14 protein-coding genes are annotated in these 12543 nt (G+C 76.5%); 1 reads left to right on the top strand and 13 read right to left on the bottom strand.

Annotation, left to right across the window (positions count from 1 at the left end; translation table 11 throughout):
- Nucleotides 1-114 precede the first annotated feature (114 nt).
- The 3 genes from RDV89_RS16645 to RDV89_RS16635 form a co-directional block, all read right to left on the bottom strand.
- Complete coding sequence (locus RDV89_RS16645; RefSeq protein ID WP_315734743.1) at nucleotides 115-453, bottom strand: histone-like nucleoid-structuring protein Lsr2; 339 nt, start codon at nucleotides 451-453, stop codon at nucleotides 115-117.
- A 137-nt stretch (nucleotides 454-590) separates the two neighbouring features.
- Nucleotides 591-1478, bottom strand: a complete 888-nt coding sequence (locus RDV89_RS16640; RefSeq protein WP_315734742.1) for a serine hydrolase — start codon at nucleotides 1476-1478, stop codon at nucleotides 591-593.
- Complete coding sequence (locus RDV89_RS16635) at nucleotides 1475-2383, bottom strand: LysR family transcriptional regulator (protein WP_315734740.1); 909 nt, start codon at nucleotides 2381-2383, stop codon at nucleotides 1475-1477. Before RDV89_RS16635 ends, RDV89_RS16640 begins: the two co-directional genes overlap by 4 nt.
- Nucleotides 2384-2464: 81 nt before the next feature.
- Between RDV89_RS16635 and bla the strand changes: the two genes are divergently transcribed.
- Nucleotides 2465-3445 (top strand): class A beta-lactamase, encoded by a 981-nt coding sequence (bla, locus tag RDV89_RS16630; RefSeq protein ID WP_315734738.1) that lies wholly within the window; start codon nucleotides 2465-2467, stop codon nucleotides 3443-3445.
- Nucleotides 3446-3448: 3 nt separating this feature from the next.
- Here bla and RDV89_RS16625 read toward each other — a convergent pair whose 3' ends face one another.
- From RDV89_RS16625 to RDV89_RS16580, 10 genes are all read right to left on the bottom strand, one after another.
- A complete protein-coding gene (locus tag RDV89_RS16625; RefSeq protein WP_315734736.1) occupies nucleotides 3449-4291 on the bottom strand; it encodes a type III pantothenate kinase in 843 nt (280 codons plus the stop codon).
- Complete coding sequence (nadC, locus tag RDV89_RS16620; protein ID WP_315734734.1) at nucleotides 4288-5208, bottom strand: carboxylating nicotinate-nucleotide diphosphorylase; 921 nt, start codon at nucleotides 5206-5208, stop codon at nucleotides 4288-4290. The genes RDV89_RS16625 and nadC overlap by 4 nt, the downstream gene beginning before the upstream one ends.
- Nucleotides 5208-6911: an L-aspartate oxidase gene (locus RDV89_RS16615; RefSeq protein ID WP_315734733.1), complete on the bottom strand. Its 1704-nt coding sequence runs from the start codon at nucleotides 6909-6911 to the stop codon at nucleotides 5208-5210. The genes nadC and RDV89_RS16615 overlap by 1 nt, the downstream gene beginning before the upstream one ends.
- A 36-nt stretch (nucleotides 6912-6947) precedes the next feature.
- The gene (gene panD, locus RDV89_RS16610; RefSeq protein ID WP_315734731.1) at nucleotides 6948-7367 is read right to left on the bottom strand and encodes an aspartate 1-decarboxylase; all 420 of its coding nucleotides are present in this window, start codon (nucleotides 7365-7367) and stop codon (nucleotides 6948-6950) included.
- Nucleotides 7367-8317 carry a pantoate--beta-alanine ligase gene (panC, locus tag RDV89_RS16605; RefSeq protein WP_315734729.1) on the bottom strand — a complete coding sequence of 317 codons (951 nt, stop codon included), beginning with the start codon at nucleotides 8315-8317 and terminating at the stop codon, nucleotides 7367-7369. Before panC ends, panD begins: the two co-directional genes overlap by 1 nt.
- The gene (locus RDV89_RS16600) at nucleotides 8314-9291 is read right to left on the bottom strand and encodes a Rossmann-like and DUF2520 domain-containing protein (protein WP_315734727.1); all 978 of its coding nucleotides are present in this window, start codon (nucleotides 9289-9291) and stop codon (nucleotides 8314-8316) included. The genes panC and RDV89_RS16600 overlap by 4 nt, the downstream gene beginning before the upstream one ends.
- Before the next feature lie 223 nt (nucleotides 9292-9514).
- On the bottom strand, nucleotides 9515-10276 hold the full coding sequence (locus RDV89_RS16595; RefSeq protein WP_315734725.1) for a hypothetical protein: 762 nt from the start codon (nucleotides 10274-10276) through the stop codon (nucleotides 9515-9517).
- A 10-nt stretch (nucleotides 10277-10286) separates the two neighbouring features.
- Complete coding sequence (locus RDV89_RS16590; protein WP_315734723.1) at nucleotides 10287-11381, bottom strand: GNAT family N-acetyltransferase; 1095 nt, start codon at nucleotides 11379-11381, stop codon at nucleotides 10287-10289.
- 82 nt (nucleotides 11382-11463) lie between these two features.
- On the bottom strand, nucleotides 11464-12069 hold the full coding sequence (locus tag RDV89_RS16585; protein ID WP_315734721.1) for a hypothetical protein: 606 nt from the start codon (nucleotides 12067-12069) through the stop codon (nucleotides 11464-11466).
- Between the two features lie 10 nt (nucleotides 12070-12079).
- On the bottom strand, nucleotides 12080-12526 hold the full coding sequence (locus tag RDV89_RS16580) for a DUF3180 domain-containing protein (RefSeq protein WP_315734719.1): 447 nt from the start codon (nucleotides 12524-12526) through the stop codon (nucleotides 12080-12082).
- Nucleotides 12527-12543 lie beyond the last annotated feature (17 nt).

The following is a 12543-nucleotide window of genomic DNA, read 5'->3' as shown; positions in this document are numbered from 1 at the left end:
ACTCAGCGTCCAGCCTACGTGTTCCCCCCGACGACACGACCGGGGTCCGCTCACAGCGAACAGACCCCGGTCGCGACACGTGGTGGGCGGGTCGACGGACGGCCGACCGCCGGCTCAGTGGGCGGCGTCGTACGCCTCGCGGATCTCCGCGGCGACGCGGCCGCGGTCGGGCACGTCGTGCCCGTTCTCGCGGGCCCACTCGCGGATCTCCTTGGTGGACGGGCCGTCGCTCGCCGCCGGGGTCGAGGAGCGTCCGGCGCCCCGCGGACGGCGCTGCCCGCCGGCCTTGCGCGCGTGCCCGACGTAGGGGGCGAGCGCCTCGCGCAGCTGCTCGGCGTGCTCGTCGTTCAGGTCGATCTCGTAGCTCGCGCCGTCGAGGCCGAAGGAGACGGTCTCGGTGGCCTCGGAGCCGTCGATGTCGTCGACGAGGATGATGTGGACCTTCTGCGCCATTTCTCGACTTCTTCCTTCTGTATTAGCCCTGGGATCGGAGCGTGGCACAGCCTCTCATATCGGCGGGCTTTCAAAACCACGTGGCGGCGCATTCCGGAAAACAATTCACGGAATGGCCCGGCAGCCATTTCCGTTTTTTACGTCGTGCGGAGATGGTCGACGAGTTCTCGCGCGGCGTGCCCGATAGCGAGGTCCGCCTCGATCTGCACGTTCGCGGGAACGCCGGAGCGGGTCAGCGCGGCCACCGCTATCCGGTGCGTCGGGGTCTCGACGACGCCGACCTCGTGACGCAGGTCGAGGAAGGTCCCGGTCTTGGAGCGCACGGTCACGGCGTCGCTCGCAAGCTCCGCGGCGAGGCGGTGGCGCGTCGGTTGGCGCCCGAGCGCGGCCCGCAGGTCGGCGCACGCCCGCGGGGTCGAGACCTCGTCGGCCCACACCCGTGCGAGCAGGTCGAGCAGCGCACGGGCGGTGCCGACGTTCGCCCGGTGCGGGTCGAGCTCGGGGACGAGGTGCCCGCCGCCGGGCGTGCCGCCACCGGCGGTCAGGCCGAGCCCGACCCGGCCGACGGCGTCGTCGGTGCCGTAGATCGCGCGCATCTCGTGCCGCACCACCAGGTCGGGGAACCCGAGCTCGCTCAGGCGCCGGTCGACCGCCGCGGTGCCGAGGTGGTCGAGCAGCAGGTCGGTCGCCGCGTTGTCGCTGACCGCGAGCGCGAGCTGCACGAGGTCCTCCGCCGCGACCCGCGCCGGGTGGCGGAACAGCGCCACCCCTGTCGGGCCGCTGGTCGCGCTCCCCGGATCGACATCGAACGGGCGGTCGCGCGCGAGGTCGCCGCGCTCGAACGCGTCGTACGCCACCAGCGCGAGCGGCAGCTTCACCACGGAGGCCAGCGGCCACGGCTCGTCGACGCCGAAGCCGAGCTGACGCCCGGTGGCGAGGTCCCTCGCCACCAGCGAGCCGTCGAGACCCAGCGCCGCCCACTCCCGTCGCACGTCCGCGAGGAGCCGGTCGTCCGCCGCGCTCACGACGCGCCCCCGCCGGCGGCCCCGGCTGCCCCCGCCACCGTCCCGCCCAGCCCTGCCGCCAGGCGCGCCAGCAGACCGGCGCGCTCGGGCCCGGCGAGCGGGCCCGCGGTGGACGCGGGCGCCTCCAACCGGTAGCCCCGGGCGTCGACCGGGCCCACGAGCGGCGCCCACCCGACGCCCTGGCGCGCCGCCTCCGCGGCACTGGCGAGCACCACGTCGCCGTGCTCGAAGACCGACGTCCACGCCTCGGCGTCGGGCGTGCCGACCCGCACCTGGTCGTGGCGAAGCCCGGCGGCGAAGCACGCCAGGCGCAGCGGGTCGCGCACCGGCGGCACGTCGTCCTCGGCGAGCACGTGCAGGGCGCGCGGGCGTCCGCGCCGCTCGTGCGCGGCGGCGCGCAGCACCTCGACGACGAAACGGGCGGGCGGGTCGTCGGCGGCCGCGACACCGAGCGGCACCCGCACCTCGGCGCGGTCGTCCGCGGCGGGCAGGAGCGCGAGGTCGGCGCGCCCCTCCGCGAGGGCCGCCGCGCGCGCCGCGGCGTGGTCGTCGGCGAAGACGACCGCCAGGTGCGGCAGGCCGCGCCGCACGGCGGCACGGGCCCGGTGGTCCAGGGCGGCGGGCACCGCGACGACCGTCCGGGGCGCGTCGCCGGCGAACAGGTGCTCCACCCGGTCGGCCTGGGCCAGCAGCTCACGGGCCACCGGCAGCAGCCGGGCGCCCTCGGGGCTCAGGTCCACGCGGCGCGACGTGCGTACCAGCAGCCGGGCGCCCAGGTGCTCCTCCAGCGCGGCCACGCGACGGCTCGCGACGGGCTGCGGCTGACCGGCGCGGGCCGCGCCGCGGGTGAAGCTCCGCTCCGCCGCGACGGCCTCGAAGCTGCGCAGCGCCTCCACCAGGTCCATGCCCCGACCATACGGATCCGGCATGGGTCGACGCATCGGTGTGTTGGTGCTCCGCCGCTCCTGGCTCGCAGGCTCGTGGCCATGACGACGACCTCTCCCTCCCCCGACCGTTCGCTCGGCCGCCGCGCCGTCCTCGCCGGCACGCTCGGCGCCGCCGCGCTCGTCGCCACCGGGTCGGCGGCGACCGCGACGGCCGCGCAACCCGTCCTCGACCCGCGCGAGCACCCGACCGGCGGACGCCGAGGTGGCGCCGCACGCCGTGACGACGCGGGGATCCGCGCGATCGAGGAGCGCCACGACCGCCGGGTCGGGGTGCACGCGCGCAACCTGCGCACGGGCGCCGAGCTGGTGCACCGTCCCGACGAGACGTTCGCGACGTGCTCCACCTTCAAGACCCTCGCGGTCGGCGCCGTGCTGGCCGGCCGGCTGACCGTGCCCGACCGGCGGGCGCTGCAGCGTCGGGCGTACTGGCCGCCGTCGCTGGTGGCCGGCGCCGGGTACGCCCCGCGCCTGCAGGCGTGGCAGGACGCGGGGTACGCGCCCACCGTGGCCGAGGTGTGCGACGCGACCGTGGCCGACAGCGACAACGCCGGCGCGAACCTGCTGCTGCAGCTGGTCGGGGGGCCCGCGGGCGTCACCGCGCTGGCCCGGGCGCTCGGCGACCGCACGACCACGCTGACCCGCTGGGAGCCCGACCTCAACGAGTGGGAGCCGGGGCAGACCTTCGACGTCACCTCGCCGCGGGCGATCGGGCGCTCGCACGAGCAGCTGCTGGTCGGCAACGGTCTCGACCGCGCGGGCCGCGCCCGGCTGCGCGGCTGGATGCTCGCGAACCGCACCGGCGACGGCACGCTGCGCGCCGGGCTGCCCGACGGCTGGACGCTGGCGTCGAAGACCGGCTCCGGCGCGCGCGGGACCCGCAACGACGTCGGCGTCGCCTGGGCGCCCGACGGCACGCCGCTGCTCATCTCGTGCCTGACCAACGGTCCCGAGGCCGACAGCCCCAGCATCGACGCGCCGCTCGCGGAGGTCGCCGCGCGCTGCGTGGAGGCCCTGGCCTGAGCCTCAGCCCGCGTTGCGCCGGAAGATCAGCTCGAGGCCCCGCAGCGTCAGCCACGGGTCGTGCACGTCGACCCCGACGCACTCGTCGCTGACCAGCGGGGCGAGGTAGCCGGTCGTCACGACCACCACCTCCTCGACGCTGGAGCCGATCTCCCGCGCGACGCGGGCCAGCAGGCCCTCCACCTGGGCGAGGACACCGAAGTACAGCCCCGACTGGATGGCCTCGACCGTGTTGCGGGCGATCACGGTGCGCGGACGGACGAGCTCGACGCGGCGCAGCTGCGCGGTGCGGCGGGCCAGGGCGTCCGCGGAGACCTCGATGCCCGGGGCGATGAGCCCACCGACGTACTGCCCCTTCGCGTTGACGACCTCGACGGTCGTCGCGGTGCCGAGGTCGACCACCACGACGGGTCGGCCCGGCTGCGCGTGGTGGGTCAGCGCGGCCAGCGCGTTGGCGATCCGGTCGGCGCCGACCTCGCGCGGGTTGTCCATCAGCACCGGCACACCGGTCCTGATCCCCGGCCCGACGACCACGTGCGGCACGTCCGGCAGGTGCCGCTCCAGCATGGCGCGCCACTCGTGCAGGACCCCGGGCACGGTCGCCGCGATCGCGACGCCCGTCAGCGACGCGAGCCCGGCGGGCAGGCTCGCCGCCGGACCGCCGCCGACGAACAGCGAGGTCAGCACGGCGGCCCACTCGTCGGCGGTGCGGCGCTCGTCGGTCGCCACCCGCCAGTGCTCCAGCGGGGTCTCGCCGTCGAAGAGGCCCAGCACCGTGCGGGTGTTGCCGATGTCGACGCAGAGCAGGCGACCGCCCGTGGTCGGCGCCGGGAGCGGGGCACTCACGGCGTGGCGTCCCGCAGGTCCAGGCCGAGGTCGAAGACCGTCACCGAGTGGGTCAGGGCGCCGACGGAGATGTAGTCGACGCCGGTCTCGGCGACCGCCCGCGCCCGCTCGATGGTCAGCCCGCCCGACGCCTCGAGCACGGCCGCGCCGTCGCCGCGCGCCTCGTTGGCGGCGACGGCGGCCCGCAGGGTCGCGGGGTCCATGTTGTCGAGCAGCACCCAGGGGCACCCGACGTCGAGCAGCTGCTCCAGCTCGGCGAGCTCGGTCACCTCGACGACGACCCGCACGTCGGGGTCCCGCTCCCGCACGGCGCGGTACGCCGGCACCACGCCGCCCGCGGCCACCACGTGGTTGTCCTTCACCATCGCGACGTCGGAGAGGCTCCACCGGTGGTTGACGCCGCCTCCGCAGCGCACGGCGTACTTCTGCAGCGCCCGCATGCCCGGCAGCGTCTTGCGGGTGTCGAGCACCCGCGCGCGGGTGCCGTCGAGGGCCGCGACCCACGCGGCCGTCGCGGTCGCGACGCCCGAGAGGTGGCTGGCGTAGTTGAGGGCGACCCGCTCGGCGGTCAGCAGGCCCCGTGTCGGGCCCTCGACCCGCATCACGAGGTCGCCGGCAGCGACGCGGGCGCCGTCGGGGCGCCGCTCGGTGACGGTGACGGCGTCGCCGAGGACGTAGCGGAAGACCAGCTCCGCCAGCGCCAGGCCGGCGACGACCCCGGGCTCCCGGGCGGCCAGGTCGGCGGTGCCCCGCGCGTCGACCGGGATGGTCGCGGCGCTGGTGACGTCCTCACCGGGGACGTCCTCGTCGATCGCGGCGACCACGGCGGCGTACAGGTCCGCGGGCACGAGGCCGCCGACCTCCAGCTCGGCCAGCAGCGCCGGCGGCATCGCGTCGAGGGGGTGGCGCGCGAGCATCAGGAGTCCTCCGGGGTGCTGGTGCTGGTGGCGGCCACGCGGCGTACGCCGTGGCTCGCGGTGACGTCGTAGTGTCCCGGACCCCGGCCCGGCGGGGTCGGGGCGGTCTCGGGGAAGTCCTCGCGCCAGTGCGACCCGCGCGTCTCCTCGCGCGCGGCGGCCGCGGCGGTGAGGGCGTCGGCGACGGTCAGCAGGTTGGTCGCCTGCCACGCGTCGAGGTCGACCCGCTCGGAGCCGGCGGCGGCGAGCTTGGTGATCCGCTCCGCCGCCTCGGCCAGGCCGGCGGCGTTGCGCAGCACCCCGACCCGCTCGGTCATCACGGCCTGCAGCTCGGCGCGCACCTCGCCGGAGACCAGAGCCGGGGGCCGGTCGTCCGCCACGGGCTCGCTCCAGGGCCGCAGCTCGCCGGGCAGGACGGTGGCGATGCGGCGGGAGAAGACGAGCCCCTCGAGCAGCGAGTTGGAGGCCAGGCGGTTGGCGCCGTGCACGCCGGAGCAGGCGACCTCGCCCGTCGCGTACAGCCCCGGCACCCCCGCGCGGCCCCAGAGGTCCGTGCGCACGCCGCCGGAGGCGTAGTGGCAGGCCGGCGCGACGGGCAGCAGGTCGGTCGACGGGTCGATGCCGAGGCGCTCGCAGGTGGCGAGGATGGTCGGGAAGCGACGCTCCCAGAACGCGCGGCCCAGGGCCCGCCCGTCGAGCCACATGTGCGGGCGGCCGGTCTCGCGCATCCGCCGGGTGATCGCCTTGGCGACCACGTCCCGCGGCGCCAGGTCGCCCAGCTCGTGGACGCCGTCCATGATCCGGCGGCCCTCGAAGTCGACGAGCACGGCACCCTCGCCGCGCACCGCCTCCGAGACGAGGGGCTGCTGACCGCGGGCGTCGGGGCCGAGGTACATCACCGTCGGGTGGAACTGCACGAACTCCAGGTCGCGCAGCGTCGCCCCCGCCCGTAGCGCCAGCGCCATCCCGTCGCCGGTCGAGACCGCGGGGTTCGTGGTCTGCTGGAAGACCTGGCCCAGCCCGCCGCTGGCGAGCACCAGCGCCCGGCACAGGACGGCGCCCACGCCGTCGCGCTGGCCCTCGCCCATCACGTGCAGCGTCACCCCCGCCACGCCGCCGTCGGCGGCCGGCAGCACGTCGACGGCCAGCGCGTGCTGGATGACCTCGATCTCGGGGGCCCGCTCGACCGCCGCGACCAGGGCCCGCTGGATCTCCGCGCCGGTGGCGTCGCCGCCCGCGTGCGCGATGCGGTCGCGGTGGTGGCCGCCCTCGCGGGTCAGGGACAGCTCGCCGTCGGGGTCGTGGTCGAACCGGGCACCGAGCGCGATCAGCTCGCGCACCGCCTCGGGCCCCTCGGAGACCAGCACCCGCACGGCGGCGGGGTCGCAGGCGCCGGCGCCCGCGACCAGGGTGTCCTCCTCGTGCTCGAGCGGGGTGTCACCCGGCCCGAGCGCCGCGGCGATGCCGCCCTGCGCCCACTGCGTCGAGCCGGCGTCGAGGACGTCCTTCGTGACGACCATGACGCGCCCGACGCCCTCGGCGTGCAGCCGCAGCGCCGCGGTGAGGCCCGCGATCCCCGAGCCCACCACGACCACGTCGGCCCGGGTGGACCACCCGGGCGCCGGGGCGTGCAGCCGCTGCGGCAGCCCGGGCGTGCCCGCGGTGCCCGGCGTCCCCGGCGTCGGTGGCGAACTGGTGCTCATGGGCGCTCAGTGTGGCAGCGTGCTCGCGGCGCCGGCTCAGCGCGCCGCGAGCGTGTCGCCGCGCACCAGCCCCGAGCCGGCGATCGCCTCGGCCGGGTCGAAGCCCGTCGCGAGCACCTTGTTGTCCGCGTCGACGAAGACCACGTGGGGCTTGAGCTCCTTGGCCTCCTCGGTCGTCATCTGGGCGTACGCGATGAGGATGACCAGGTCGCCGGGCTGCACGAGGCGGGCCGCGGCACCGTTGATGCCGATGACGCCCGAGCCGCGCTCGCCGGCGATCGTGTAGGTCTCCAGGCGCGCGCCGTTGGTGATGTCGACGATGTGCACGAGCTCGCCGGGCAGCAGGTCGGCGGCGTCGAGGAGGTCCTCGTCGACGGTCACCGAGCCCACGTAGTGCAGGTCGGCCTGCGTCACGGTCGCGCGGTGGATCTTGCTCTTCATCATGGTGCGCAGCATCAGTGCGTCTCCAGGGTCGGGTCGGGCTGGATCTGGTTCCGGATCTGGTTCGGGGAGGGGATCTCGAGGGGCAGGTTGTCGATCAGGCGCGTGGTGCCGAGCCGGGCCGCGACGAGCACCCGGCCGCTGCGGCGCCCGGGCCGGGCGGGGTCGACCTCGCCGAGGTCGTCCTCGGTCACCACGAGGTAGTCGGTCTCCACGGCCGGCTGGGACGCGAGGACCTCGAGCGCGGCCTCGCGCGCCGCGCCCGGTCCGTACGCCTCCCGCTCGCGCGCCGCGTCGAGCGCCCGCGACAGCGTGGTGGCGAGGCGACGCTGCTCGGCGTCGAGGTAGCGGTTGCGGGAGCTGAGCGCGAGGCCGTCGGGCTCGCGGACCGTCGGTGCGCCGACGACCTCGACCGGCAGGCACAGGTCGGCGGCCATGCGCCGGATCAGCGCCAGCTGCTGGTAGTCCTTCTCGCCGAAGACCGCGACGTCGGGCTGGACCAGGCCGAACAGCTTGGCCACCACCGTGAGGACGCCGCGGAAGTGTCCGGGACGCACCGCACCCTCCAGCAGGGTGCCCAGTGGCCCCGGCTCGACGGTGACCTGGGGGTCGCCGCCCGGGTAGACCTCGTCGACCGCCGGCGCGAACACCACGTCGGCGCCCGCCTCGGCGCAGACCGCCAGGTCGGCGTCCAGCGTGCGGGGGTAGCGGTCGAGGTCCTCGCCCGCACCGAACTGCAGCGGGTTGACGAACACGGAGACGACCACGGCACCCTCGGGTCCGACGAGCTCGCGGGCCGTGCGCACCAGGCTGGCGTGGCCGTCGTGCAGCGCCCCCATCGTGGGCACCAGGGCGACGCGTCCGCCGCGCCCGCGCGCCAGGGCGAGCTCGCGGCGCAGGGACTCGCGGGTGGGGGCGAGCGCCGGGGCCGTGGTGGTGGTCGGGGTGGTGGTCGGGGTGGTCACGACTGCTCCTCGTGGTCGGGGCGGGCGCCGCGGCCGGCGCTGCGGCGCCCGCCGAGCACCTCCAGGAGGCGGCGGGCCCGGATCGGCAGGAGCCGGCCGTCGGTGGTGACGCGGTCGACGGTGGCGCGGGCCAGCGCGGCGTAGGACGCCGATGCCTGCGGCGCGTGCGCCTCGAGCTCCTCGACGTGGCGCGCGACCGTGGCGACGTCGCCGCGCGCGACCGGGCCGGTGAGGGCGGCGTCGCCGTGGCGCAGCGCGTTGTCGAGAGCGGCGCCGAGCAGCGGGCGCAGCACGGCCTCCAGCTCGGCCGCGTCGCCCGGGGTGCCGGTCCCCCGGTCGGTGGCGGCGGCGAGGATCTCGCGGGCCTGGGCGACCAGGGTGACGAGGTGGTTCGCGCCGTGGGCCAGTGCGGCGTGGTAGAGCGCCCGGTGCTCCTCGGCCACCCAGAGCGGCCTGCCGCCGACGTCGGCGACGAGCCGCTCGGCCAGCGGGCGCTCCGCGGCGGCCACGGTCACGCCGTACGCGCAGCCGCGCAGCCGCGGCAGGTCCGTCGCGGTGCCGGTGAAGGTGAGCGCCGGGTGCAGCGCGAGCGTGCGGGCGCCGACGGCCGCGGCGGGCGCGAGGACCGCGAGGCCGTGGGCGCCGGAGGTGTGGGCGAGCAGCTGGCCCGGGCGCAGCGCGCCGGCGGCCGCGAGCACCTGCACGACGTTGCCGAGCATGTCGTCGGGGACCGTGAGCAGCAGCAGGTCGGCCGCGCGCGCGACGTCCGAGGGCTTCGCGAGGGGTACGCCCGGCAGCAGCGCGGCCGCGCGCTCGCGGGAGGCGTCGGACTCGCCGGAGACGGCGACGACGTGGTGGCCGGCGTCGGCCAGGGCCCGGGTCAGGACGGCGCCGACGCGGCCCGCGCCGATGGCGCCGACCCGCAGCGGAGCGTCGCTGCCGGAGCAGGACAGGGGTGTCCCGGATGAGGACATGGTCCGAACCTCTCGTTCCCGTCCCTCCGACCACCCCTCGCGGGGCCGGTGTGGGTACCGGACGTCATCTCGAACTGCGCGGGGCCGGGTGGTCCCGCTTCTGTGCAACCGGAACGGTACGCCCGCCCTTCCCCCGGCGGTACCGGTACCCGGGTGACCTGGCTCACGCGCCGAGCGGGCGGAGGGGACGCGGGGGAAGCGGGGGGCGCGCAGGGCGCGGGGGTCAGGGGGCGTGGTGCACGATCCGGGTCGGGCCGTCGTGGTCCACCACCGCGGAGCCGGCGGCCGCCGCGACCGCGTCGAGGGCGACGTCGGCCACGATGTCGCGCGACCCGTCGGGCACGAGGACGGCGGCGTCCGCACCCGGCGAGCGCAAGGTGCCCGCGGACGGTCGGGCGGAGCGTACGTGCCCGTGCTCCAGCGCGATCGCCGTCCCGCCCACGCCCAGGTTGCGCACGACGTCGCGCCACGCGGCGTCGCGGGCGGTGCCCACCTCGGCCCGCGCGCCCGGCCCCTGCTCGGCCACCGGCCACCACTCCTGGAGCCAGCGCCCGATCTGCTGGGGCACGCCCGTCTCCGCGAGGCGCGCGCCGAGGCGCTCGCGTCCGGTGATGGGGTCGACGTGCACCAGGCGCGGGTAGCCGTCGGGGTCGACCTGGATGACGTGCGTCGGCACGTGGGCGAGCCAGTCGCCGGCCAGCACCGTGCCGGCGAACCCCGCCTGGAGGTCGAAGCGGATCGCGGTCGCGGGCAGCGCTCGCACGATCGCGGGCGTCAGCGCCCCGACCGACCCGAGCAGCACGAGCTCGTCGGGACGCAGCGTGGTGAGCAGGTCGAGGACGGCGTCCGTGGCCTGCAGCAGGGTCGGCGGGTGGGAACGCAGGTAGCCGCCGCCCGCGCCGTACAGCGCCGCGTCCCACGCGTTCTTCCACGTGGGCTCGCTCGGCGGCGGCAGCGCCGGCATGCCGAGGCTGGTCGGGCTCACCGGGCGCTGCTCAGACGTCGGCGACGGGGACGTCGCGGTGCCAGGACTGCGTCATGTACGAGGTCGTCCACCCCATCGAGGTGTAGAGGCCGTCGGCGCCGGTGGGCGAGTCCGCGTCGACCTCGAGGCCGACCCGGTCGCGCCCGCGCAGCGCGGCGTCCGCGATGACGGTGGTCAGCAGGCCCTTCGCGACGCCGCGGCCCCGGGCGTTCGACAGCACGCCGAGGTAGTCGACGTACGACCCGCTCGGCCCGTCCTCCGACTCGCTCTCGGTCGCGACCAGCGCGCCCGCGGGCTCGGCGTCCCCGCCCTCGCCGTCGACGATCTCGGCCAGCCACCAGTGGTCCCAGCGGTGGCCGGGGTCCTGGCGCAGCCGGTGCACGAACTCCGCGAACGTCTCCTCGCGGGAGTTGAAGTGGTCGGTGAACGCGCCCTCGAGCACCTGGTGCACGGCCCGCAGGTCGGCGTCGGCGGGCATCCCGTCGCCCGCGCGACCGACCGCGCGGAACACGACTCCGTTCTTCTCCCAGCGCTCCGGGTCGGGCACGAGGCCGGACTCGTCGGCGTCCACGGGACGCGTCATCTGCCACCAGGCGCGTACGCGCTCGTAGCCCGCGGCCCCCAGCCACGCGTGCTGGCGGGGGTCGTCGGCGAAGGCCCCCGTGTCGATCTGCTGGACGTCGAGGCCGCGCGCCGCCCCGACCTCCCGGGCCTGGCCGTCGGCCCACGCGAACAGCACGCGGGCGCAGCGGGCGGCGTCGGTGTGCAGGAGACCGCGGGCCACGACGTGCACGAACAGCATCCGGCCGGCCGCCCGGTCGTGGACGCTGCCCCAGGCCTGGATCGCCCCCTCGGGGTCGCGCACCACGACGTTGGCGCGGGTGCGGGTGCCGAGGTCGGAGATCTCCAGCAGGACGTCGTCGGTGCCGGCGCTGGGATACCCCCGACCCGCGGTCTCGTGGCCGCGCAGCAGCTCCGTCAACCGTTCGACGTCGGCGACGGAGGCCGGGTCGACGGTGTCGACCGACCACCCCTCCGGCAACGACGGGTCGCTCGGGAGGAGCTCCTCGGGGTCGGACTCGAACCTGCTCTCGGGCGGGATCACCCGCCTGATTGTGCCGCAACGGCTCGCGCCCCCGCCCCCGGTGTCCCGGGAGCGGGGGCGCGTGGTGCCGCGAGCGGGTCGCTCAGGCGTGCTTGCGCATGTCCACGTGGGTGCTCTCCCACGCCACCAGCTCGGCGCGCACGACGTCGAGCTCCTGCTCCAGCTCGGCGAGCCGGACGATCGCCTCGGCGGCGCGCTCCTCCGCGGCGGCGAGCCGCTTGCGGAGGTCGTCCCGCTCGGCGACGGCGGCGTCGGCGCGCTTGGTCTCGGCGTCGGCGCGACGGGTCAGCTCGACCACATTCGTCTGCGCGAGGGCGACGGCCTCCTCGAGGTCCGTCACCTCCTTGCGGCGCTCGGTGAGGTCGGCGTCGCGGTCGGCGAGGCGCTCGGTCATGGAGGTGACGAACTCGGCGTTCTCGTCGGCTCGCGCCGAGGCGAGCGCCGCGTACTCCTTCGCCTGCGCGGACCGGTCGGCCTGCGCGAGACGTCGGGAGGTCATCAGCTCGGAGTGGACGATGCGGAGGGCGGCGGCACCGAGGAGCACGGCGACGGTCGCTGCGGCGAGCACCGCGGCGAAGGAGCCCGTCGGCACCGTGGCTGCGACGAGCAGCCCGGAGGCAACGAGGAGGCCGACGGCGACAGCGACACGCGTGCTGCGTTGCCGGCGGCGGGCGTTGGGGGAAGCCATGGTGTCAACCCTAGGCCGCGGGGGGCCCCGATCGGACGCGACACGCGCGTTCCAGGAGCAGCGCCGCGACCAGCACGGCCGCGCCGGCGAGCGCGGCGACCAGCGCCCGGAGCATCCGTTCGTCGGCCACCTGCGACGCGGCACCCATCCAGCTGACGGCGTGGCCGGCGTACCCGCCCAGCAGCAGCGCGCCCACCAGGGCCGAGGCCCGCGCGAGCACCAGGCGGTTGACGGCGTGGTCGGCCGAGAGCTCCGCGCGGGTGCGCTCGACGCTGCGGCGGGTGGCGTACGCCGTGCCCGCCAGCACCGCGGCGACGAACGCGAGGACGAGCACCTGGGTCCACGACACCGCCGGCACCGCCACGTCGAGGGCGCCGAGCGCGCGCCGCACCAGCCACCCGCCGACCAGCCCGACGACGAGCCAGCCGGTCAGGACCCCCGGGCCGAGCGGCCGCAACCGCCCCGCGGGCGGCT

It is taken from the genome of Nocardioides imazamoxiresistens, from assembly GCF_032378595.1.
Lineage (GTDB): Bacteria > Actinomycetota > Actinomycetes > Propionibacteriales > Nocardioidaceae > Nocardioides > Nocardioides imazamoxiresistens.
This window is presented reverse-complemented; position numbering and strand designations above follow the sequence as displayed.

Excerpts from the sequence above, each read along its gene's own strand:
- bla (WP_315734738.1), top strand. The coding sequence starts at position 2,465 with ATGACGACGACCTCTCCCTCCCCCGACCGTTCGCTCGGCCGCCGCGCC.
- panD (WP_315734731.1), bottom strand. The coding sequence starts at position 7,367 with ATGCTGCGCACCATGATGAAGAGCAAGATCCACCGCGCGACCGTGACG.
- RDV89_RS16635 (WP_315734740.1), bottom strand. The coding sequence starts at position 2,383 with ATGGACCTGGTGGAGGCGCTGCGCAGCTTCGAGGCCGTCGCGGCGGAG.
- nadC (WP_315734734.1), bottom strand. The coding sequence starts at position 5,208 with ATGCTCGCGCGCCACCCCCTCGACGCGATGCCGCCGGCGCTGCTGGCC.
- RDV89_RS16645 (WP_315734743.1), bottom strand. The coding sequence starts at position 453 with ATGGCGCAGAAGGTCCACATCATCCTCGTCGACGACATCGACGGCTCC.
- RDV89_RS16615 (WP_315734733.1), bottom strand. The coding sequence starts at position 6,911 with ATGAGCACCAGTTCGCCACCGACGCCGGGGACGCCGGGCACCGCGGGC.
- RDV89_RS16600 (WP_315734727.1), bottom strand. The coding sequence starts at position 9,291 with ATGTCCTCATCCGGGACACCCCTGTCCTGCTCCGGCAGCGACGCTCCG.
- RDV89_RS16585 (WP_315734721.1), bottom strand. The coding sequence starts at position 12,069 with ATGGCTTCCCCCAACGCCCGCCGCCGGCAACGCAGCACGCGTGTCGCT.